This is a genomic window from Vibrio navarrensis (assembly GCF_015767675.1).
Classification (GTDB): Bacteria; Pseudomonadota; Gammaproteobacteria; order Enterobacterales; family Vibrionaceae; genus Vibrio.
This window is the reverse complement of record NZ_CP065218.1, coordinates 827,957-851,065: the sequence shown is the minus strand read 5'-3', so window position 1 is coordinate 851,065 and position 23,109 is coordinate 827,957. Positions and strand designations below refer to the sequence as shown.

Annotated in this window: 19 protein-coding genes and 2 pseudogenes; 15 read left to right on the top strand and 6 right to left on the bottom strand. The window is 48.6% G+C overall.

Features of this window, described 5'->3' with window-relative positions; genetic code table 11:
• Nucleotides 1–34: 34 nt before the first annotated feature.
• Entirely contained in the window at nt 35–739 is a 705-nt protein-coding gene (locus I3X05_RS20420) for a DUF445 domain-containing protein (RefSeq protein ID WP_045571437.1), read from the top strand.
• A gap of 98 nt (nt 740–837) precedes the next feature.
• On the opposite strand, the gene I3X05_RS20415 is transcribed toward I3X05_RS20420, so the two are convergent.
• Nucleotides 838–2,013 (bottom strand): tetratricopeptide repeat protein, encoded by a 1,176-nt coding sequence (locus tag I3X05_RS20415; RefSeq protein ID WP_045571368.1) that lies wholly within the window; start codon nt 2,011–2,013, stop codon nt 838–840.
• Nucleotides 2,014–2,248: 235 nt separating this feature from the next.
• On the opposite strand from I3X05_RS20415, the gene I3X05_RS20410 reads away from it, so the two are divergent.
• The 3 genes from I3X05_RS20410 to I3X05_RS20400 all read left to right on the top strand — a co-directional run bounded on the left by I3X05_RS20410 (nt 2,249) and on the right by I3X05_RS20400 (nt 8,260).
• On the top strand, nt 2,249–4,021 hold the full coding sequence (locus I3X05_RS20410) for an alpha-amylase family protein (RefSeq protein ID WP_337971223.1): 1,773 nt from the start codon (nt 2,249–2,251) through the stop codon (nt 4,019–4,021).
• 236 nt (nt 4,022–4,257) lie between these two features.
• Nucleotides 4,258–5,436: a maltose/maltodextrin ABC transporter substrate-binding protein MalE gene (gene malE / locus I3X05_RS20405; RefSeq protein ID WP_337971222.1), complete on the top strand. Its 1,179-nt coding sequence runs from the start codon at nt 4,258–4,260 to the stop codon at nt 5,434–5,436.
• Nucleotides 5,437–5,494: 58 nt separating this feature from the next.
• Nucleotides 5,495–8,260, top strand: coding sequence for an amylo-alpha-1,6-glucosidase (locus tag I3X05_RS20400; protein ID WP_337971221.1), 2,766 nt, complete (start codon nt 5,495–5,497; stop codon nt 8,258–8,260).
• A gap of 102 nt (nt 8,261–8,362) precedes the next feature.
• On the opposite strand, the gene I3X05_RS20395 is transcribed toward I3X05_RS20400, so the two are convergent.
• The 3 genes from I3X05_RS20395 to I3X05_RS20385 all read right to left on the bottom strand — a co-directional run bounded on the left by I3X05_RS20395 (nt 8,363) and on the right by I3X05_RS20385 (nt 11,451).
• Complete coding sequence (locus I3X05_RS20395; protein WP_337971220.1) at nt 8,363–9,199, bottom strand: alpha/beta hydrolase; 837 nt, start codon at nt 9,197–9,199, stop codon at nt 8,363–8,365.
• Nucleotides 9,200–9,253: 54 nt separating this feature from the next.
• On the bottom strand, nt 9,254–10,096 hold the full coding sequence (locus tag I3X05_RS20390; protein WP_337971219.1) for a MalM family protein: 843 nt from the start codon (nt 10,094–10,096) through the stop codon (nt 9,254–9,256).
• Between the two features lie 74 nt (nt 10,097–10,170).
• On the bottom strand, nt 10,171–11,451 hold the full coding sequence (locus I3X05_RS20385; RefSeq protein ID WP_171816747.1) for a carbohydrate porin: 1,281 nt from the start codon (nt 11,449–11,451) through the stop codon (nt 10,171–10,173).
• Nucleotides 11,452–11,887: 436 nt separating this feature from the next.
• On the opposite strand from I3X05_RS20385, the gene glgX reads away from it, so the two are divergent.
• The gene (gene glgX, locus I3X05_RS20380; RefSeq protein ID WP_171816748.1) at nt 11,888–13,873 is read left to right on the top strand and encodes a glycogen debranching protein GlgX; all 1,986 of its coding nucleotides are present in this window, start codon (nt 11,888–11,890) and stop codon (nt 13,871–13,873) included.
• 346 nt (nt 13,874–14,219) lie between these two features.
• A complete protein-coding gene (locus tag I3X05_RS20375; protein ID WP_045571376.1) occupies nt 14,220–15,413 on the top strand; it encodes a GGDEF domain-containing protein in 1,194 nt (397 codons plus the stop codon).
• A 48-nt stretch (nt 15,414–15,461) separates the two neighbouring features.
• Here I3X05_RS20375 and I3X05_RS20370 read toward each other — a convergent pair whose 3' ends face one another.
• A complete protein-coding gene (locus tag I3X05_RS20370) occupies nt 15,462–15,737 on the bottom strand; it encodes a hypothetical protein (RefSeq protein ID WP_193157493.1) in 276 nt (91 codons plus the stop codon).
• Nucleotides 15,738–15,991: 254 nt separating this feature from the next.
• Here I3X05_RS20370 and I3X05_RS20365 point away from each other — a divergent pair, with 254 nt between their 5' ends.
• The 8 genes and pseudogenes from I3X05_RS20365 to I3X05_RS20330 form a co-directional block, all read left to right on the top strand.
• On the top strand, nt 15,992–16,834 hold the full coding sequence (locus tag I3X05_RS20365) for a pirin family protein (RefSeq protein WP_193157494.1): 843 nt from the start codon (nt 15,992–15,994) through the stop codon (nt 16,832–16,834).
• Nucleotides 16,835–17,436: 602 nt separating this feature from the next.
• A complete protein-coding gene (locus tag I3X05_RS20360; protein WP_193157495.1) occupies nt 17,437–18,393 on the top strand; it encodes an MBL fold metallo-hydrolase in 957 nt (318 codons plus the stop codon).
• A complete protein-coding gene (locus tag I3X05_RS20355) occupies nt 18,383–18,697 on the top strand; it encodes a hypothetical protein (protein ID WP_193157496.1) in 315 nt (104 codons plus the stop codon). Before I3X05_RS20360 ends, I3X05_RS20355 begins: the two co-directional genes overlap by 11 nt.
• The gene (locus I3X05_RS20350; RefSeq protein ID WP_193157497.1) at nt 18,685–19,551 is read left to right on the top strand and encodes a DUF692 domain-containing protein; all 867 of its coding nucleotides are present in this window, start codon (nt 18,685–18,687) and stop codon (nt 19,549–19,551) included. The genes I3X05_RS20355 and I3X05_RS20350 overlap by 13 nt, the downstream gene beginning before the upstream one ends.
• A complete protein-coding gene (locus tag I3X05_RS20345; protein WP_193157498.1) occupies nt 19,544–20,281 on the top strand; it encodes a putative DNA-binding domain-containing protein in 738 nt (245 codons plus the stop codon). The genes I3X05_RS20350 and I3X05_RS20345 overlap by 8 nt, the downstream gene beginning before the upstream one ends.
• Nucleotides 20,278–20,901 carry a DoxX family protein gene (locus I3X05_RS20340; protein ID WP_193157499.1) on the top strand — a complete coding sequence of 208 codons (624 nt, stop codon included), beginning with the start codon at nt 20,278–20,280 and terminating at the stop codon, nt 20,899–20,901. The genes I3X05_RS20345 and I3X05_RS20340 overlap by 4 nt, the downstream gene beginning before the upstream one ends.
• A gap of 71 nt (nt 20,902–20,972) precedes the next feature.
• Nucleotides 20,973–21,179, top strand: a pseudogene (locus I3X05_RS20335) (cytochrome ubiquinol oxidase subunit I); the annotation flags it as partial.
• Nucleotides 21,176–21,982 (top strand): annotated as a pseudogene (locus I3X05_RS20330) (IS982 family transposase); the annotation flags it as partial. The pseudogenes I3X05_RS20335 and I3X05_RS20330, both read left to right, overlap by 4 nt.
• Before the next feature lie 53 nt (nt 21,983–22,035).
• Here the strand turns inward: I3X05_RS20330 and I3X05_RS20325 are convergent.
• Complete coding sequence (locus tag I3X05_RS20325; protein WP_045571384.1) at nt 22,036–22,317, bottom strand: pyrimidine/purine nucleoside phosphorylase; 282 nt, start codon at nt 22,315–22,317, stop codon at nt 22,036–22,038.
• A 202-nt stretch (nt 22,318–22,519) separates the two neighbouring features.
• Here I3X05_RS20325 and I3X05_RS20320 point away from each other — a divergent pair, with 202 nt between their 5' ends.
• On the top strand, nt 22,520–23,035 hold the full coding sequence (locus tag I3X05_RS20320; RefSeq protein ID WP_337971218.1) for a DUF2850 domain-containing protein: 516 nt from the start codon (nt 22,520–22,522) through the stop codon (nt 23,033–23,035).
• The last annotated feature ends 74 nt before the right edge of the window (nt 23,036–23,109 follow it).

The following is a 23,109-nucleotide window of genomic DNA, read 5'->3' as shown; positions in this document are numbered from 1 at the left end:
ACCGATGACTCAACTCAAATCAGATTTTGTACTAATGAACAAAAGCTTAATCACTAATTTGCTGTCGCTTGGCGCTTTAGCTGCGGGTTACGCGCTAAGTAACGATTACCTTCTTTATGCTGGCCTGTTTGCTTTTTCAGGGGCGATCACTAACTGGCTAGCGATTCATATGCTGTTTGAAAAAGTGCCGGGGCTTTATGGTTCAGGGGTCATTCCAGCGCGTTTTGAAGAGTTCAAAGCGGCGATCAAAACCCTGATGATGGAACAATTTTTCACCCGCGAAAACATCGACAAGTTCCTCAACAAAGAGATGGCGGGTGGCAAGAGCCTCAATCTTGAGCCGATTATTGCCAAAGTGGATTTCAATCCAACGTTTGATTCTTTGGTCGATGTGATCGCCCAATCGCAGTTTGGCGGCATGCTGGCGATGTTTGGTGGAACAGAAGCCTTGGTGCCACTCAAACAACCCTTCGTAGAAAAAATGCAAGCGGCCATGGTTGAGCTTAGCCAGAGCGATAGCATTAAGCAGGCGTTAAAAGAAGAGTTGGAAGCGCCTGCCATGATGGAAGAGATCCAAGCCAATATTGAAAACATCATCGATCAGCGTCTCAACGAGCTGACGCCGAAAATGGTCAAAGAGATGGTGCAAAAGATGATCAAACAACATTTAGGCTGGCTGGTGGTTTGGGGCGGCGTGTTTGGTGGCTTAATTGGCCTTGTCACTGCGGTAATTGCCTAACTAGCCAACGTCTGTTGCCGCAAACGAAACCAACCGGCGATTAAAAACGCCCGCCAATTTGGCGGGCGTTTTGCTGAGCAGTCTGTTCACTCTGCTTGCTACTTCTTCGGCGTAACAAAGGATTGCGAGAAATCAAGCGAAGGCTTTTCTGAGTTGGCGCTTGGCGAAACGGGCTCTTGTTCAATTTCTACCGTATCCGCCAGCAAGGTTTCTTCAAACGCAGCGTCATCGCTAAGTAACTGAGTGTCTGCGTCTAGCGGTTTTTCCAACGGTGGGAAGTACGCAGGGCGTTTGTAGACCTTGTTCAGCGCCTTGATAATCGAATGTTTGCCGACTTTGCCCGCTTCCAGTTTCTTCATCAGCGGCTTGGCCACCGATTGCAATCCGACCACAATATCTACGCCGATTTTGGTCGCCACTTGATCGCGCATCGCCCTTGCTTTTTCATAACCAAAATGCGACGCCAGAAACAGCCACACGTAGGCCAGCGCATTGCCCGTTTTACCGTAATCGCGCCACGCCTCACCAGCATGAAACATCGCTTCCGCACTGCCTTTTTCTGCCGCGCGCTCCAACCAGTAAGTCCCTTTGGTGTGATCTTTACTGGTACCCAAACCACTTAAGTAGCTTAAGCCAAGCTGAATTTGCCCATCGACGCTGCCCAAATCCGCCGCTTTGCGATACCACTCAAACGCACTATCACTTGATTTGTCTGGGTTTTGATAAGACTGGCTCCAATCGCCCATAAACAGCATGGCATCTAAGCTGCCTTCCGTCGCCGCCTCTTCAACTAAGCCATAGCCTTTGGGAATGTTTTTTTCCACCCCGCGGCCATTAACTAACGCTTTCCCCGCCTCAAACTTGGCTCCAAGGTTGCCCTCCGCGCCAGCAATCACCAATCGCCAGAAGTTAGCTTGCTCCTTGATCACCATATCTTCGCGCATGCGTTCACTGATGCGTACAATGCCATACATGCAATTGATGTTATCCAAACGTGCGCCTTTGTTGTACCAATAGAACGCCTCTTTTAAGTTGGTGCGTTCTGCTTCCTTGGCTAAAAACAAAATGGTTGGAATGTGTCCACTCTCCGCCTTAAAAAGGCGTTCTTGTCGTTCCTGTTCTCGCGCTTTTTCAATCGCCCTGCGATACGCCGCCTCTTTTGCTTTCCTTTCCTGTTCTAGACGCTGCTTCCTTAATGACAGCGAAAACATCCAGACAAAAACCAACAGCAATGAAAGGCTGGTAGCACCAATTGCAACCGCCATCATACTCATAGTGTCATTTCTTTTATCATTGGCTCATCCTAAGCCCAATTAAACCACGCCTAGTGTTAAGTTTAACGGCTTTTATCGCAAATTCTTGAGCTATTCTACGAGGATAGCCAAACGGACGTCGCTTTCTCCAGTCACTTGCTCCCTCGCTCTACGCCCCCACATAGGATGAGTTCAATGCATTTCATATTCGCTAAATTAGCCGCTGACCAACCCTACATCTGCAAGTGAATAAACAATGAAAAAACAAAAATATTCAGTTTATCAAGTTTTTACTCGCCTTTTTGGCAACCAATGTGCGCGAAATCAGCCCTGGGGAACGTTAGAAGAGAACGGCGTCGGCAAGTTCAGTGACTTCAATGACGACGCGCTTGCGGCGATCAAACAACTGGGTATTAGCCATATTTGGTACACAGGTGTTCCGCATCACGCTTTGGTGCGCGACTACCAAGCCTACGGCATCGACAACGATCACCCGGCGGTGGTCAAAGGGCGGGCGGGCTCTCCCTATGCGGTCAAAGATTACTATTCGGTCAACCCAGATCTGGCCGACAATCCGGCCGAACGCATGGCGGAATTCGCCGCGCTGATTGAGCGCACTCATCGCCACGGCATGCGCGTTATCATCGATATCGTGCCGAATCATGTCGCACGAAAGTATCATGGATTAAACAACCCTGAAGGAGTGCGCGACTTTGGTGCTGATGACGATACCTTGGTCGAATATCACCGCGACAACAACTTTTACTATATTCCAGGCCATGCGTTTCAACTGCCGGATATTCCAACGCCGTTTTCCCCCCTTGGCGGCGAAGCGCACCCGCAGTTGGCAAAGCCGTATCAGGAATTTCCCGCTAAATGGACCGGCAATGGCTCACGACTTGCCAAACCCAACTTTGATGACTGGTACGAAACGGTAAAAGTGAACTACGGCGTACGCCCCGATGGCAGCAAAGATTTCGCCGAACTGCCAGCCGATTACGCGCAGCGTTCGTTTGAGGAACACTTTGCCTTTTGGCAGCAGCAAGAGGTGCCGAACTCTTGGCGCAAGTTTCGCGATATCGCGCTGTTTTGGCTCGATTTTGGCGTCGATGGTTTCCGTTACGACATGGCGGAAATGGTCCCTGTCGAGTTTTGGAGCTATCTCAACTCACACATCAAGATGCGCAACCGCGATGCGTTTCTGATGGCGGAAGTTTACCAACCTCATCTCTATCGCGATTATATTCACTTGGGCAAAATGGATTACTTGTACGATAAAGTGGATTTGTACGACGGGCTAAAAGCGGTGATTCAGGGCAAAGCACCCACGGCGATTATCGGTGAAATTCAAGCCGAGATGATGGATATTGAGCACAATATGCTGCATTTTCTCGACAATCATGACGAGCAGAGGCTGGCCCACGCCGAATTTGCTGACGATGCCGATTATGGTCGCCCGGCCATGTTGGTTTCGGCGCTGCTGAGCAGTTCTCCCAGCATGATCTATTTCGGCCAAGAGGTCGGCGAAGCGGGCAATGAAAACGCGGGCTTTGGCCTGCCAAGTCGTACCTCGATTTTTGACTACATCGGCGTGCCGGAACATCAGAAATGGATGAACAACGGCCTGTTTGACGGTGGCCTGTTAAGCGACAAACAAAAAGCGCTGCGCGCCTTTTACGCCCGCTTACTCAACTTCAGCCTCGATTGCCCTGCGCTGTGTGGCGAGTATATGGATCTCTATCCGCTCAACCAAAGAGCACTCGGCCAGCATTGCCATCTGTTTGCTCGTTTTGATCAGCAAACGCTGGTCTTAGCGGCGAGTAATTTCTCTGCTGAACTGAGTAATACATGCCACGTGACGCTGCCTGAAAAGTTGCTCAGCCAGTTCGGCCTGAGCGACGGAAGCTATACACTCAGCGACGCGGTTGGCGAGCAAGCCGACATTCAGTTGCAAGTACAGCAAGGGCAAGGGGACGTCTGGATTGAACTGCCGCCCTTTGCGGCCAGCGCTTGGGTGTTGCAGCAATAAACGGCACGCGACATAGCCAAATTCCACCAAGATTGGCGAGGCAATATTTAGTTTTTGGGCTTGTTCACAAATTCGTATTAAGGTGACAAGCCCGTTGACTTGATAACACGGTTTAGAAGCGTCGCAATAGAGTGTGATATCGATTTTTCCTATATCACTGCATCGCTTAGCTATTTCTCCCGATAAAAAAGAGAGGTTAATATTCCACTCAGAACATATTAAACGGAATAATAACAATGAAACGAGTCATCAAAACCCTTTCTGTCTGTACGCTTGCAACCTTGATTGCCACGCCAGTCATGGCGATGCAAGAGGGCGAAATCACCATCTGGATCAACGGCGACAAAAGCTATGAAGGTCTGGCGCAAATTGGCAAACAATTTGAGCAAGATACCGGCGTAAAAGTGATCGTCCAGCACCCTGAATCGCTGGAAGCCAAATTCCAACAGCACGCGGCCACTGGCGGCGGCCCAGACATTATCTTCTGGGCGCACGATCGTTTTGGTGGCTACGCTGAAGCGGGCCTGCTTTACGAAGTGAAACCCAGCAAAGAGTTCAAAGAAAAACTGGTCGATTTCAGTTGGGACGCCGTGACCGTCAACGGCAAAATTGTCGGTTACCCATTGGCGATTGAAGCGCCTTCGCTGATTTACAACAAAGACTTACTGCCAAACCCGCCTAAAACGTGGGAAGAGCTGCCTGCGATTCAAAAGCAGATGCAAAAGCAAGGCAAGCAAGCGATCATGTGGGACATCAAAAACGCCTACTTTACTTGGCCGGTGGTCTCATCTGGCGGCGCGTTTGCCTTTGAGAAAATCGACGGCGGCTACAACGCCAAGAGCACTGGTGTGAATAACCCAGCCGGCGTCGCAGGCCTGCAGTTCCTCGTCGACATGGTTAACCAAGGCGTACTCAACCCAGACATGGATTACTCCGTTTCAGAAGCCGCTTTTACTAAAGGCGAAGCGGCAATGACCATCAACGGCCCTTGGTCGTGGGGCAACTTGGACAAAATGAACGTCAACTACGGCGTGGCTGTTTTGCCTACCTTAAACGGCGGTAAAGGCAATCCGTTTGTTGGCGTTCTCAGCGCGGGCATCAACTCGGCCAGTCCAAATACCGATCTCGCGGTGGAGTTTTTAGAAAACTATCTGTTTAAAGATGATGCGCTGAAAACCATGAACGATGACAAACCGCTTGGCGCGGTGACGTTAAAGTCATTCCAGAAAGTGCTAGAGAGCGACGATCGCATCCGATCCACCATGATCAACGCGGAAAATGGCGAAATTATGCCGAACATTCCGCAAATGACCGCTTACTGGTTTGCAGAAGGCGCTGCGATTGATAACGCCATGCAAGGCAAACAGAGCGTTAAACAAGCGCTGGATACCGCAGCCAAACAGATCACTAAATAACGATTTCATCGTATCCTTGGCACAGTTCGCTGTGCCTTTTTTCGTTTTTGGGAAGAAAATGATGCCTATGCCCACTTTATATTTAAAAGGCACCTTTAACGGTTGGGGACTTGATACCCCCTTTGTGCCTATTTCTGACTCACAGCTGCAAGTCAGCGTGGTGTTTTCCGCCGACCGCCATCAATGCAAAATTGCCGATATGGATGGCAGCGCGCAATGGACGCTGGCCGCGCACCCAACCCAAGCGGTAGCGCTTAATCTCGATCAGCCACAAACGCTGATCCGCACCCAAGGCATCGGCAACGATCTCGCCTTTACTCCCAGCCAAACTGGCCGTTTTACCTTGACGCTGGACTTATCCGGCCCCGCTCCCACGCTGACCATCACCTCTGGCGCAAGCAACCAACAAGCGCTCGCCCAGCGCGCGCTGCTTGATAGCGAGCTCAAAGCCGAATGCGATCCGCTGCCAGCGATCGAGACACGTCAAGGTGCTCTCTCGGCCAACGAGCTGTTCGATACCCTCGCCATTGAAGAGACGGGCTCCTTTGCGTTTGTGTTTGGCGATAACATCGATGGCTACTACGAAGGGCGCAGCCACTGCTTTGTTGGCGCAGGCCGTTATCGACATCATCAAGGTTGGTACTTAGGCGGCTTTGCCGCTTTTGTCGATGGCAAATTACTGGATAAAACCCAAGCGAGCAGCGCACGTTTACTCCCTTACGGCATTGAACACCAGTTTGCCAGCCATAGCCGAGATCGCCTATCGCTGGCGGCAGGGCAACGCTTGGTGACACTCAGCGTCGAAAGCCAAAACGAGGCGGTGCTGTCACTGCTGCCGGAGCTCAATCTCGGCCTCAACGACTGCACGATTGAAACAATTGACGACATGGTGTTGATTGCGGTGAAACCTGAGCTGTGCCCAGAAGGCGCGCCACGCTTTATCGCCATCAGCGCCAATCAAGCGATTAGCGCCAAAGAGGTCAGCTTTGATGCGTATCCTGCGCTCGATACAGCAGTGCGTCTCAACGGGCAAAATTGCAAACTGATGCTTAGTACGGTTCGAGCATGCGCTCAACTGAGTGTTTATCTCTGCTTTGAACATGACTCAGCAGAGGCGCTGCACAAGGCCAAACTGGCCGCCAAGCAGCACGCCGAAAAGCAGCATCAACAGCAGATTTATCAGTTCCTGACCGACAATTACCTGTGGTGTGACGATGTGCAATACAACTGCGCGGTGATGTGGGCGAGGCTCGCCAGCCGCACGTTTGTCAGCCATGAGTTTGGCGCTGGTATCTGGGCGGGTTTACCGTGGTTCAAAGATTGCTGGGGTCGCGATACCTTTATTGCCCTTTCCGGCACGTCACTAATAAACGGTGCGTTTGACGAAGCGCGTGAGATCATCAATAACTTTGCCGCCATGCAGAAGGTGGATCTGGATGACGTCAATCATGGCCGCATCCCCAACCGCGTCACCAGTAAAACCAACATCATTTACAACACCACCGATGGTACGCCGTGGATGATTCGCGAAGTGATGGAATACATCCACTACAGCGGTGACATGACATTTGCCGAGCAGATCTATCCTGTGGTGCAGCGGTTTATCCAAGGGGTAGAAAAGCACTATTTAAGCGACGATGGTTTGATGTCGCACCGCGATCCGGATACGTGGATGGACGCCAAAATCAATGGCCAGATCCCGTGGTCGCCACGTGGACCGAAAGCCAACGATATTCAGGCATTGTGGTTTGAGAGCTTGCAGATTGCCGAGCAGTTAGCCCATTGGCTGCAAGATTCGGCCTTTGCCGCGCATTGCGAGAAACTCAGCCAGCAAGTGGCGCAGAGCTTTGTCGCGAAATTTTGGAACCCAGAGAGCCAGCGCTTGGCCGATTGCCTGCGAGCGCAGGATATTGCCGATGAAAGCACTCGGCCAAATCAGTTGCTCACTTTGACCATTCCGCTCAAACGCAATCTGCTTTCTGCCAACATTGCGCTGCACGTGGTCAAAAACAGCGTTGAACAGTTGCTCTTTCCGTGGGGCATTTGCTCTTTGACGCAAGATCACCTCGATTTCCACCCTTACCACGACAATCGCGGCGAATATCATAAAGACGCGGCTTACCACAACGGCACCATTTGGGGCTGGAATGCCGGATTTACCGTCAGTGCTCTGTGCCAATTTAAACAGCAAGACTTTGCCTATCAGCTGAGTAAAAATCTCGCTCAACAGATCTTAACCCAAGGGCACCGTGGCACCATGAGTGAAAACCTCGACGCGTATCAAGCAGATGAAAACGCCTTGGTGATGACAGGCACTTACGCGCAAGCGTGGTCGGTCTCTGAGTATGCGCGCAACGCGCAGCAAGATTATCTCGGCTTTACGCCGCGCCTCGCCGAGCAGCGTATTATTTTGCGTCCTGCCCTGCCAAGCGCTTGGCAGCAGGTCAAAGCGCGCCTGCCCTTTGGCCAAGATAATGCGCTGTGGTTTGAGATGACAAGCAACGAGGATGGCACTATTTACAGTGTAAAAGCCGAACGCGACGAGCCATCAATAACCTTGCTATTGGAGCTGGAGGCGAGCGACAAACATCTGCAAATAACGGGGACGCTGCAAAGCGAGCTGCTGGTGACTATCCGCCATGGCGAGGTCATTTGCTCCCCGAGCGATGTGCACTGCATGGAGAGTGCGGCGGTGCACTATCCATTGCTCGATGGGCTCCGCTTTGCTCAACCGGACTGGCAAAGCGAGCATCCAGCGCTGACACAAAGTGACTACTTGCTGCAAAAACGCATGACGGAGAAGCTCAACATCGCACAGGATTAAACGCAGCAGAATAGTTCACAACCGAGAAAAAAGCACTGGCGACCCCAGTGCTTTTTATTGGTGGCTTGTTATGGGTGGCTTTTTATTGATTGGTGTTCAAGCTCAAGCCTTTTCGGCTGGCAAAGCCCAACGTGCAAAGTGTGGAAAGCGCAGTGACCAAGCGAGCTCATTGTGCTGATGACCATTCCCTTCGATGTACTCCACCTCAAGGTTGGCTTTGTTTTGCAGCAGCGCGTGCATATCGCGCGAGCCTTGCAGATAGACTTGGGCAAAGTCACTGCGGGCGTGATCGCTGGTTTCGTCGCTGCCCATATCCATATAAATACGCATCGGGTAAGCAAGCGTGGTGCGCTCGACCAAATCAAACATCGCTTGGCGATTAAACCAGAACGCCGGCGAAAAAACGCCTAAAATGCCAAACAGCTCTGGGCGCGTCATTCCCGCATACAAGCTGATGTAGCCGCCCATCGAACTGCCCGCAATCACAGTGTGCTGGCGGTCGCTCAACGTCCGATAATGCTGGTCGATGTATGGTTTGAGCGTCTCTGTGAGAAAACGCACGTACGCTTCGCCTTCGCCACCAGAAGCGTGCAGCCCCTGTTTATCGCGCCCGGGCAACGCAAACTGCGCATCCATTTGCCACGGCGAGTATTCGTTAAAGCGACGTAACCCCTCTCCATAATCGATGGCGACCACAATCGCGCCCTGTCCGGATTGCTCATGCAGCGCATCTAACGTCTCCCCAACCCGCCAACTGCGTCCATAACTGGCAGTGGCATCGTCAAACACATTCTGTCCATCCTGCATGTAAATCACTGGGTAGCGGCGCAAAGTGGTGTGATAGTCACGTGGCAGATAGAGACGAATGGCTCGCTCGCGCGCCAACTGCGGCATGTGAAAAGCATCCAGAATCTGTAAACGTTCAGGATCAAATGCCATGACAAGCTCCTTAAAAATAAGACGCTCACAAGGAGCGTCTAAAAACGAAGGGATTTATTTCATCTGATTGACCGCGCGGACAAACGTCTCTTGCGCGCCGGAAATATTGAGCGCTTTGGCTTCATCTAATAGGCTCAGCGCTTTAGGAATGTCGCCTGCGGCTACGGCATTCTCAATCGCTGATAAATAGAATGTTTGCGATTCAGGCTGCGCTTTAATGGTTTTTTCTACGACTGGCGTTTGTACCGATTGCACGGCTTCTGCCACGCGGAATGGACGCAATTTACGCGTCTCAACCTGCAACTCAATACGTCCGCCTAAACGATAGGTATAAACCGGATCGGTGACCATCGGCATCACTTCACCAAATTCTTTGGCGCGTATTTTCGCAGGATGGTCAACCGTTACTTGTTTGCCCAATTGATCGGCAGGAGTGTAAATCACAAAGTACGGGGTTTGCTCTGCGTTGGTGGTGAATTTTTCAATATAACGTGTGCGGGTGAAAGCATCGGACGGCAAAATCTGGAAATCTTGCAGTTTTAAGGTCTCAACCACTTGAAACTGTTTATCCAGCAGCAGCACTTCTGGCGCAAACACCGAGTCATCAATCATCAGACTGGAGACCGTCACCACAACATCGCCGCTGCGCTCGCTAAAGCGAAATGCCGCAAAGTGGCTATTGCCCGCCGCAAAAGTGCCCACCGGTGAGGCAAGATCGACATCAAACTTGAGATCTTCGTTATCGTTAAGCTGAGCATAAGGAAACTGAGCAAAATCGGTGCAACAGACTTCGGCATTAGTCGGAGGAGTAAGCTCTGTTTGCACCTTGGCATCCGATGCACAACCGGCAAGCAAGGCACCCAGTACGACCGCTAACAAAGAGTGTTTGTTTTTCATTTTATTTCTCACTATAGGTTGTAGGATACAAAGTCAAAAAGGCAGCCCGTGGGCTGCCTTTAATACTAAATGGTTTAGAACCAAATTTCAGCGTGAACGCCAACAACGGTTTCGTCTTGTTCGCCGTTGATACCTTTGTTACCAACACCATCTTCAAGCGCTTTCATGTAAGCAATGTAAGGCTTGATTTGTGGGCGACCGAAGTAGTCCGCATTAACAGTAAAGATTGGCGCTGCTTCAACAAACATCCAAGAACCGTCTTGTTTATGCCACTGTTCAGCTTTCTCTACTGCGTAAGAAGCTGTTACTTCGAAACGGAAGTTGTCGTTGATCTTGAAAGAAGGACGCGCTGCAAACATAGTGCGAGAACCACCATCGCCAAGACCCCATGCGCCGATTTCCATCATTTCCCAATGAGTGAATTCAGTACCTAATTGAACAGTGTCTGAAATATTCAACACACCGTAAGAGGTAATGAACAGTGAGTTATCGTCTTCTTTAAAGGTATCGTTCCATTCACCGAAGTTGACACCACGGTTTGTTGCCATACCTTTACCGTAAGCGATACCCGTTTGTGTCCAACCATCTAAACCATAGTAGCTTGAGTTCAGAGTGACAGAAAAACCAACGCCATTCTCAGCTTCATCCGCTGCACTCGCATTGTTTTTGTCTTGTTTCATGAATTTCGCGTCAAGATCTAGGCTACCAATGCCAACATCCAAACCGTAGAAGTAAACATCAAGAGAAGTACGGGTTTTGCGCTCTAAGCTTGAATCATTAACAGTATTTTTCGGGTCTGCAGACACAGCAGCAACACCAAATTTATGGCCAGCCAGTTTTGTTTCAAAACCTGCGCCAACACCTGAAGACTGTTTCCAGAATTCGCCCGACAGAATACCTGCACTACGGTTTAGGAAACGTTGACCAGCCCAAACGACAGAATCTTCACCGAGATAAGGAAGTGCGCCCAGTTCAACGAATGCTTCTTTCACTTCGAACTGAGAATTTGTGTTGTTCTTTTGGTTACCTGAAGAAGAGTAAGCGTAAGAGTTACCATTACCATACTCAGCACGAACGTTGTAATTTGCCCACACACCGCTTTCGTACTCTGTATGTTTCTTAACAACAAATTCAACTTGGTTTGTACTTTCACTGGTCGCAGAAGAACCAGCAACATGGTAGTCACCTTTGTTAAAGGTAGTAGCATTAGTGTTACCATCAATTAGACGGTAGTTCGAAGACATATAACCGTGAACTTCCCATCCATCGGTTGTAACGTCAGTACCAGCAGCAAAGGCAGTACCTGCTGCTAAAGTAGAAGCCACTGCGGCAGCGATCAAACTTACTTTTTTCATTCTTAACTCCATTAAGGGTATTTATCGTTCTGTCTCCCCGCTCGCTCTCAAGATGAAGTAGGCAGTAGAAATCACCTAAAGAAAGAGAGGTAAGATGGGACAAGGTCCCCAGTTGTTTCAACACAGACTATGCTAAGAGAGGAGGAACAGAATGGCGTCCTCCGCCCCAAAAAAAAATGGGGGGGATGAGAAAGGAGGATAGATTTTACCGAACGATGTTTAATAGAGCAGGATCACTGAATTAGGGTGGAGTTAGTAACTTTGCTAGAGATCGTCGCGCTACAAAGTGAGGCGCAATTCATATTTTTGCCAACAATGGTAGGTAGAAAGTAATTTTATTACATTTATATTAATCCCTGAGGGGCGCTTGACCTCTTTGTGACAAAGTTTTTTACTAATAGTTCCGAATATGGATAAAGACCCAAGAAAAATAACCATGACAGCATCGCTCTCACGCCCATACCCTCTGGGCGCTACGTTACACGAAACGGGGTGCAACTTTGCCATACATGCACCGGACTGTCCGTCGATTCGTTTAGCTCTGTTTGATGAAAAAAAACAATTCAAAACCTATGAGCTAGAGAATGAGTACGCGGGCATTCGCTACACTTTTGTTCCGGGCATTAAAGCTGGGCAAAAATATGGCTACCTAGTGGACAGCGAAGAAGGGCCATTGCTCCTTTCCGATCCCTATGCCAAAGCCTTAGATGGGCCACTGCATTACAAGACCCCTTACAGCGCAGAAAAAAGCTTCGCCATGCCCAAGTGCGTGGTCTATCAGGATGATTTCGATTGGCAAGATACCGATCACCCTCGTATTGCACGTGAAGAGATGATTCTGTTTGAAACGCATGTAAAGGGAGTGAGTAAACTTCACCCTGATGTTGCGGTGAGCGAACAGGGTCGGTATTTGGGCTTAGTGAGTAAGCCCATGCTGGCGTTTTACAAAGAGCAAAACATCAACACCTTACAGCTCTTGCCCATTGCCGCCTGCATGCACGAGCCGCATTTGCTCGATATGGGCAAAGTGAACTATTGGGGCTACAACCCTTATTTGTTTATGGTGCCTGACCCGCGCTACGCCGACAAAGATGCGGTGCTTGAGCTTAAAACCGCAATTCGGGAACTGCATCGCCACGGTATTCAAGTGATTTTAGATGTGGTCTATAACCACACCGCAGAAGGCGGCGCTGGCCCAACCGTGTTTAACCTAAAAGCGCTCGATTCACGCTTTTACTTTAAACATGGCAGCCATTTTGCCAATTTTACCGGGTGCGGTAACACGGTGGATCTCACCTATCAACCTGCGCTCAACTTGATTATGGATACCTTGCGCTACTGGGTAAGTGAGTTCAAAGTCGACGGATTTCGTTTTGATCTCGCAGCCACGCTGGGCCGTCAAGGGGATGACTACAACCCGGAAGCGGCATTTTTCAAAGCGGTCGCGCAGGATCCCATTTTAAAAGAGACCAAATTGATCGCCGAACCTTGGGATATCGGGCCAAATGGCTACCAAGTCGGCAATTTCCCATTTGGCTGGAACGAGTGCAACGACAAGCTGCGCGACATCACTCGCAGCTTTTGGCGTGGCGATCAAGGCTATCTCAAAGAGTTTGCCACTCGCCTGATGGGTTCTCGTGATATCTACAGCGCGGCAAACTGGCCATACAAACTCACTGTGAATTACATCACGTATCACGACGGTTTCACCATGCAAGATCTGGTGTCTTACAAACATAAGCACAATGAAGACAACGGCGAACAAAACCGCGATGGGCACGGTGACAACCGCTCTGAAAACTATGGCGTAGAAGGCCCCACTGAGAACTTGATGGTGATCGCCACGCGTGAAAAGCAAAAGCGTAACTTTATGGCGAGCCTGCTATTCGCCTTTGGCATTCCGCATGTTTTAACCGCCGATGTGTTGTCTCACACGCAAAAAGGCAACAATAACGCCTATTGTCAGGACAACGAAACCAGTTGGCTCAATTGGCAATCATCAGAGCGTAAGCGAGATTTTAAACACTGGCTTTCGCAGATGGTGGCGAATCGACAGACCTATATGGTGCCGTTTATTCGCGCGTTCAGTGGGGCCAACCGTAACCTCAACCGCATTTTTTGGCGTAGAGTGGATGGCTCACCGATGGAGCACGAAGATTGGAATCGTTTGAGTGCGGTGGCACTGCATATTGGAATTGGCAAAGATGGCGCGGAAATGGTCTATCTCATCAACCAAACCAGCGCCCCAGCACGTTTTACCCTGCCTAATGACAGTAAACAAACCTGGACGCTGATCTGCGATACCAACGTACGTAACATCTCCCCTGGTCACGCAGAGGGTGAGTTACTGCTCTCTCCAGTATCGATGGCGATATTACACTATCAGCCCCAAGAAGCGCCCAAAAGCAGCCTCGTTGATTAACACAAGGCAGAGGCTGGCAAAACCAGCCTCTCTGATTTTGAGACCATTGGCTTTTTAGATTATTTCGCTATTAAACAACATTCTTAATGTTTCTTTTTGCTATACATTTTGTCACCTATTGATAGTCAATTTTTTGCCGACAACCCCCGTAACACATTACATTCTCTTGCTTTAAACCCAAGAAAGCCGATGGCCGCAATGACAAATATCTAACACAGCAACAATCCATTGAGTCTCACATACCACCACACTTAACTAATACTTTTGAGCTATTGGTTAAAAAATCCATTTCTCAACTACAATTACGCTGTGAAGGAGTACAGGTTGCAGAATTTATTGAGGGAAAATGGCCACTTTAGCAGGACAACATATCGAAGAAATGGCAGATATAAGGCTGACGAGAAAGCGCAAAATTGTCAGCATTGGGTCACTCGCGTCCTGCGGGCTGTTTCTCTACCACACTATTGAACAAGCGTTGGCGGCTCATCTGAGTATTGCGCTACTCAATGGTGCGTTTGCTTTGTTGAGCTTATTGGTTTTTGCTTACCTTCAGCACAGCCGTAAGGGCCTTAATGCCGACCTGATCTTGAGTGCCATTCTATTGCTTGGCGCAATGCCGATGATTTTCCACACCACACCAAACCCAGATCGCTTGCTGTGGTTGTTCCCCATTCTAAGCGCAGTTATCCTACTTAACCGTTTTAAAATCGGCGTATTACTGAACTCGCTTTTCTATCTTACGGTTTGCGTGATTCTGCTTGTCAGCCATCCCGTGCAAGGGTATCCGATCCAAACGGCCTACAGCCTTGTGATCGCCTTAATTTTCACTAGCCTTATTTGTCATGCCTTTGCGTTTTACCACTACCGGTTGATCAACTACGTCCATTCTCTCTATCTCGAAGGCATCGAAGATCTCGCCTATACCGATAAGCTCACTGGGTTAGCCAATCGCTGGAGTTTCGAGATCTGGGCAAAAGAGAAGCTCAAAGATATAGACGCCACGCCCACGACTTGCATCACCGCGCTTATCTTCATTGATATCGACAATTTTAAAACCATCAATGACAACTACGGCCATGATGTTGGCGATAAGGTGCTGCAACACTTTGCTCGAAGGCTGAAAAATAACATCCGCAATAAAGATCGTCGCACCGACAAGAATGATTATTCCATCGCCCGTTTCGCTGGCGATGAATTTGTTTTGATGCTCTATGAGGTAAAAAATCGCCAAGATCTGGACAACATCCTCAAACGCATCATTACGCTCTATCGCACTGGCTATCAAGCGAATCAGCGGATTCAAGGTTTGACCTTAAGTGTAGGTGCGGCGATATACGGGCAAGATGCCTTTGAGCTCTCAGAATTGACACGCTGCGCGGACAAAGCCATGTACAAAGCCAAGCACGCAGGCAAGAATCGTTTCACTTACTACAACGAGGACGAGCAAAACCACTTTAGTCACCCGTTGGAAACGTATCAGACTGCCTCTATGTCGAATGTGTCACCCTTGATACCTCGCCAACGCCCGAGCAAATATTAACGATTCGCACAAAGCCTAAAAGGAACAACATTCATCCAATGAGCCTAACTAACCCGCCATATACATCAGCCACAAACAGACCGCTAAAAAAGTGCATAGCCAAATAGCATAACGCACTTTATTTATTTTGTTTGGCCGCGGTTGTACCACAGGCTTTAACGCTGCCCGTTTGGCCGCTTCAATAATAGTAGGGCGCTCTTCCAACTGTTCTTTTCTTACCTGCGCTTTGTTCGCCACCGAGGTAAATCTATGCCGCTGCTCGTTGGTCAGATCCGGCACTTCATAGCGAGGGGAATGGTCACTGTGCTTCGGTTGTACAGACACACTACACCTCCGTTTTGACTAGGCTATTGTTAGTATAGTCAATTCCCCCTATGACGATTTAAATACCTCTCTCAAATGAGAGTGAAAACCGTAAGCATGTGTTTCCGACATGCTGAATTGTCCAGATCAGGATGCCAATTTTCTCGCCAAAACACTTGCTGGTTTTCAAATCTTTCGAACATGTTGAACAACTTTCCAACCTGCTCTCATTCGACGAATGTCATTAAACTCATTGGAAAAACAAGGAGTCAGCCATGTCCTCATACCGCACTGTAAAACAACTCCATCGCGCCGTTCGAACCTCAGATGGTGATGGGGTTAATATTCGTCGTGTCGCGGGTTTTAACCAACCGAACTTTTCTCCTTTTCTGATGATTGACGAGCTGAAATCAGATAAGGCGGCCGACTATATCGGCGGCTTTCCACCGCACCCGCATCGCGGTATTGAAACCTTGACCTATATGCTCAATGGCCATTTTCAGCACAAAGATCACATGGGGAATGTCGGAGAACTGAGAAGTGGTGGAGCTCAATGGATGGCGGCAGGTCGCGGCGTGATACACAGCGAAATGCCGATTATGATGGATGGGCAGCTGCATGGGTTTCAAATCTGGATTAACCAGCCAGCCAAAAACAAAATGTCGCCAGCGCAATACCACGATTTCCAGCCTGAGAGCATTACCGAAAAAAGCCATCCTGACTGGGGCATAGTTCGCGTGATTGCCGGAGCGCTATCTATCGATGCGCATGAGATCGCTGGCCCACTGCAAAGCAGTTCGATAGCCATGACCATTGCCGATTGGCGCAGCAACGCCTCCCATGAGCTCACGGTCGAGATCCCGGCAGACTTTCAATGTTTAGTATTTGTCTACCAAGGGAAAATTGCCATTGACCAACACCTTGTCAGTGCAGGGCAACTCGGCGTCTTGAGCAACGCAGAACAACTGAAACTGTCGGCGCAAGAGGAAAGTGGCGCCCTAATTCTCGCTGGAATGCCAATCCATGAACCCATCGTGCACTGCGGCCCATTTGTGATGAACACCGTGGAAGAAATTGAGCAAGCTATTAAAGATTACCAAACAGGTCACTTTGTCTAATTAACCTGAACTCGGGTTAAGAATTGAAGGGAACTAAAAGCGGGTTCTGCGATCAGATCTTTCGACAAAGCCGCGTTTGGTTCTTTAGACCGTTGAAGTACTGGTATTTAAGAGCTGACCTATTTCAGCGTCTGTATGTTGCCTGTGATTTGCCAGTAAAAGGATCTGAGCACGCTTTAGCTTTCTGGCGTTGTGCTTCCCTTTACTGGTGAGTTCGTTAAGTTCAGCAATTTCTTCACAGATCAGCTTAAAACGGTAGGAGATATTCATGGCATTATAGGCTTCATTCTTAAAACCAATAATTGATCATACTCCGGTAAAAATGTCGATCTCTAAGACGGGAAAATGTCTGGAAAATACACAAGAAACAAGGGCATTACCCTTCGCGGTGCCTTTTTACATTCTGATGCTTGTTCTGCTCAAATCAATAACGTTCAATTTACCTGAACAAGGCTTTAAAATTACTAGATATAATTAACCACCAATATTGGATATCTTATTCCCGTGCTTTGACGGACATCAAAAACAAATCGTTTTTCTTGCCTCTTCAACTCTTCTTTGGATGCTCACCCAAAGAAAACAAATAAGAAAAGGTATTCGATATGAAACAGCCTTTAAAAGCGTTAGTGCTGGCTCTGGGGTTATCGCTCGGAGCCGCCAACAGTTACGCGATCTCTCTCGAACCGCTCGACAAAGATTTTACTTTGCAGCTTCTTGGCTCTGGCGGACCAATTTCTGATGACCTTCGCGCATCGTCTGGTGAACTGGTTTGGTGGAAAGGAAAATCACGCGTGATGATCGATGCCGGTGGCGGTGTCTATCTGCGTTTCGGTCAAGCGGGCGGCAAACTGGAAGACTTAGACTTCCTTGGTTTAAGCCACTTTCACACCGACCACGTCGCCGACGTTCCAGCCCTGCTAAAAGGTGGTTACTTCTTTGATCGTGAAGATCCACTCGATATTGCCGGTCCGAAAGCGGGCTCTGCATTCCCTAGCCTAACCGGTTACATGCAAGCGCTTTTCGACGGTAATAAAGGCGCTTACGCATACTTGAATGGTTTGTTTGATGGCAGTGATGGCTTGTTCCCTATCACTATTACGGATGTGCCATACAAAACTTCCCAAGGCACCAAGGTGTACGAGCAAGATGGGTTGACCATTTATGCACTAGGCATCCCACACGGCGACGTACCTTGCCTCGCTTTTCGAATCGAAAGTGCCGAAGGAGTGATGGTGATTTCCGCCGACCAAAACGGCAGTAACCCTGACTTCATCGACTTCGCTAAAGGTGCGGACATCTTATTGATGCCATTGGCAATTCATGAAGAAGCCGACGAAGTCTCGTCATTTCTGCACGCTAAGCCATCGGTTGTCGGCAAGATCGCCGCAGAAGTAAATCCAAAACTCTTGGTGCTTAACCACTGGATGGGCTTAGGTCTAAAACTCAAACCCGCTTCCATCAAGATCGTTAAAGAGTACTACCACGGTCAAGTTATCGCTGGTCACGACTTATCTAGCTACCCAATGAGCGCAGCGAAGGAGATGTCTCATGAACAATAAACTCGCTCTATCTATCGCGATGACGTCTGTCATTACTTTAAACTCAGGCATGGCGTTTGCTGATGTACCCACAGAAGCTCCCGTAGAAGCTCAATCCAGCTCTCAACATGGCGGTAAGTGTGCGGCTGGTAAATGTGGTACAGAGAAACGCTTTGAGAAACAAGAGTTGAAAGATGATCCGCAAGGCCGGTTGGTACGCGCCCGTGACGGTAAATGTGGTGTGACAGGTGAAGGCATTAACCCTTCAGCTGAAACCATCAAATTAACCAAAAGCAAAATCACAGGTGGGGTATGCGGACAATAACCGATACATCAAAAGGGATTGGGCTGCGCAGCGAACACGTTGATTTACTGTGTCAGTTGCCCGAACACCCAGATATCAATTTCCTCGAATTAGCACCGGAAAACTGGATGAATATTGGCGGCTTGAAACGTGAACAGCTGCAAGACATTGCTCAATATTATCCTCTTGTCGCTCATGGCTTGAGCTTATCGATTGGTGATTGCCAGCCGATAAACGAGTCTTTTGTACGAGGCGTCGCACGCTTTCTCGATGAATTTAATATCGACATCTATAGCGAACATCTGAGTTTCTCTAGAGACAATCAGGGCTATTTGTATGAACTGCTTCCGATCCCTCGACATAAAGAGAACATTCCGTATTTGGTCGAACGCATTCAACGCGTGCAAGACATTATTCAGCGTCCATTGGCGTTAGAGAACATCTCTTACTACCACGATTACGGACATGAAATGCCAGAGGGCGAGTTTATCGCTGAAGTGAGTGAGCGCAGTGGATGTGAGCTGCTGATCGACATCAACAATGTGTTCGTCAACAGCCGAAATCATCATTTCTGCCCTTACGACATGCTAAGCACTTTACCAAGCGACGCGATTCGTTATTACCACATTGCGGGTCACTTGAAAGAGCGTGACGACTTCTTGCTCGATACTCATGGTAAACCCGTACCTGATGAAGTGATTGATCTGGCTCGTTACACCTACTCGGTGCATGGCAGCAAGCCTTTGCTGCTTGAGCGCGACCACAATGTGCCGTCGCTGCTTGTTCTGGCCGAAGAGCTTCGCAGCATTCATGGTGAGATCTTGGATTTCAGCCAAACACTCGAAGTGTTGTGTAAGGAGGTGCTCAATGCTTAAACCTCCTAGCAAAATGCGCGCGCAAACTGAGTCCATAACGGCTCTGATTCGCACGCCTATGAATCAGCATGCGCTGTGTCGATATAGCGAATTTATCCGCGACAACATCTTGGGTGTCGTTGCGAATACGTTCCCTCTATTTTCTTCGCAGTTCGCTGATGAACAACTTGAACGCATGGTGGATGACTTTGTGGTGATACATGGCGCATCCGAACCTGAGTTTCATCATATTGCCACCGAGTTTGTTCAGTTTTTGCAACAGAAAGCGCATCAAGATTCCAGCTCCATTTCTGCCGACCAGATGGCGTTGTTGGAATATGAATGGGTGGCGTTCAATGTAGAGATTGACACCTTAGTCGCGGCATTCACTTCTTCACCGAATCCGATATTCGAAGAGAACCAAGTGCTGCAACTCAACCCAACATTAAAGCTGCTCGAAGTGCCTTTCTTGCTGCATCAAGACTCCGTGACTTTTCTCACTGACAGGCGTCACCCTGTATTTTATGGCGTGTATCGGAACTCACAGCATCATGTGATATCGCAAAAGCTCAGAGAAGTGGATGTCGCATTGATTCAGTTATTACAACAGCAACCAAACCTGACTCTGACTCTGACTCAACTACAACAAATGATTGCTCAGCAACTCGCCAGATTCAGTTTCATGGAGTGGGCTCAACACTTCAGTGAACTAGGACTCGTCAGCGTCCGCCCTTCAGGAGAAAAATTATGATTAAGTCAGCCCTCAATTGGTTCGACGGTCTCGTCGAGAAATGCAGAAGATACGATTACTTAGCGTTGCTTGCGATTCGTCTCTACCTCATTCCGGTCATTTTTGTCGGTGCTCGCTCTAAGGTGTTGGGCTTCTCTGGCACCGTCGCGTGGTTTGGCGCATCCACCGCAGATGGTGGTTTGAACTTACCATTTCCCGAGTTGTTAGCGTTTCTTGCCGCAGGTACGGAAGTTCTCGGCTGTATTTGTATCGCATTGGGTTTGTTTACCCGAGTGATGTCGATTCCGATGATTTTCTTGATGAGCGTTGCTAGCGCAATGGTGCACTGGAAACACGGTTGGGATGCCATCGCCACCAGCAGCATGGAAGCAACCGTACGTTTGAACGGCTTTATGGAATGGTTAGCAACCAACTTCCCAGGTCGATACAACTACATCACCGAATTGGGTGACCCTGTGATGCTCAACAACGGTATGGGGTTCACGACCACCTACTTTGTGATGTTGCTGGTGCTGTTCTTCTATGGCGGTGGTCGCTACGTAAGCTTAGATTACTGGTTGAGAAAACCCTTCTCTCGCACATTAGCAAAGGCGCAATTGACGCGCAACACCAAGCTTTAACGCTTAACTAAACAGACCAATAATAACCTTATCTAACCCGCTACTCTGTTAGCGGGAAGGAGCCCTTATGTTTGCTTCTGTCTCGGTTTCAGTTCGCTAGTACCGCACTCTATCACTTTATATTCGTCCCACTGACCATAGGTTTGTCTTTCTTGCTCACCGTTATGGAATCTTTGTTCGTCGTGACGGGAAAAACCCTCTACAAGGACATGACCAAGTTCTGGGGTAAGTTACTCGGGATTAACTCCGCAGTGGGCGTCGCGACTAACTTCAGCTTGGGAGTGGGGAACGTAAGCGTCATCGCAAAGGTCGCATGTCCGAAAGCGAAGTCATGACCATCATTATTGCTTTTCATATGTCGCACCAACGGGATTTTAAGAACTTCTATCTCGGCATTATCCACCGATACCACAAGAATGAATTTCCAACCCTGCTCAGCGACACGCGTTTTCTTGAAGTCATGCCTTCCGTATTAGTCCCTCTCAGTTCTTTCTTCACCTATCTGAAAGGAGAGCCTACAGGCATGGAGTTTATTGACTCTACGAGTATCAAGGTCTGTCACAGCTTACGTATCCCAAAGCACAAAGTATTTCAAGGGACAGCGGCGAGAGGAAAAAGCTCAATAGGGTGGTTTTATGGGTTTAAGCTGCACATCACCACGAATCACCTTGGTGATATCGTTGCCGCCAAACTCACGCCTGCGAATACGGACGATAGAAAACCCGTTCGTGAATTATCAAAAGGGCTGCTCGATAGGCTTGCGGACAAAGGCTATATCAGTAAAGCCCTTAGCGACGATTTGAAGGACGATTGAATTACCTTGATAACGACTCACCGTAAGAATAGGAAACCTGAATTTCTTGCTGCTTGGGACAGAGTGATGTGGCCAAAAAGGTTCGTCATTGAGACCATCAATGACCAACTGAAAAACATCTCTCAAATTGAGCACTCTCACCATAGGAGCTTACATGGTTTCATGCTGAATTTACTTGGTGGCTTAATCGCTTACTGTCTAAAGCCAGAAAAGCCATCGCTAAATATCACTGACACCGAAAAGTCAGGACTGATGGCGGTGGGTTAAACCGATCTCAGGTTAATTAGAGAAAAGGGCCCGAGATTCGGACCCCTTTGTTTTTATAAGTATTCGCACAGATAAGCAGTGGCGATTTCAACCTGTAAATCGAAAGAAGATTTTCCCGCCACTTCAAACGCTTCACCTGCATTGTAGGTACTCCACGTATCCTCTCCGGCGCGCTTAATGACCAAGGAACCTTTAATCACAGTCATGCGCTCAGGGGCATCGGTACCGAAAGTGTAATTGCCTGGCAACATCACACCCACGCTACTGTCTTCGCCATTTTGTTCGAAGCCAAGAGATTTAACGGTACCTGCAAAATAGCTGTTTTCTTTGATCATTGTTTATCCTTAAACACTTCAATTACCGCTGGATGCGGAACCTCTTTTTACCGTGTTTTCCCATTGACCTCAAGCCATTCCTCGCGTGGCGATAAAAAAGCTCATCACCACATCGATCACACAGAAAAGTACAAACTTTCGGAGGGAAATGTTGCTAATTGGGGACAAAAAAACCACTATTAGCCATGAACAAGGATGATGTATGAACACAAGTAAAGCCACCAACGAAAATCGTAAACTGGACGACAATAGAGAAGCAGCAGAAAGAAGGCGTCGCATCCGGCGCACTTTGATTGCCTCAACAGTAACGCTGTTTTTCCTTGCCTTAGTGACTTATTTTTCCTACCGAATTTATATCGAATACCAGAAATACATTAACCCAGCGAATGTGTATGGTGATTGGATTGAAATTGGTGCGCCCCCCTATCAAACCGAAATACTGACCTTGAGTGAGACAGGCGTTTATCGCAACAATCGTTTGATCGCCACCAGCTATCAGTTTAATGGCAAACGCATCACCATTGAGACGGGGATTGGTTTGACCGTCTACCAACTGACCGGTAACGACAATTCCCCTCAACTACGCCGTATCGTCCCTGACTCTCCATCTCAGCGGCTGGTGAAAAAAGGCTATGAAGACACCATTTTGCAAAGTGTTGACGGTTCGGCGCAAGATCGTCGCCAAGCATTACGAGAACATTTCGACATCTCCAATTGAGGAATTCTCCGATGGTGAAATCACTGACATATGGCCAAATTATGTCAAACTGCAAAATTTTCACGATGCTGTAC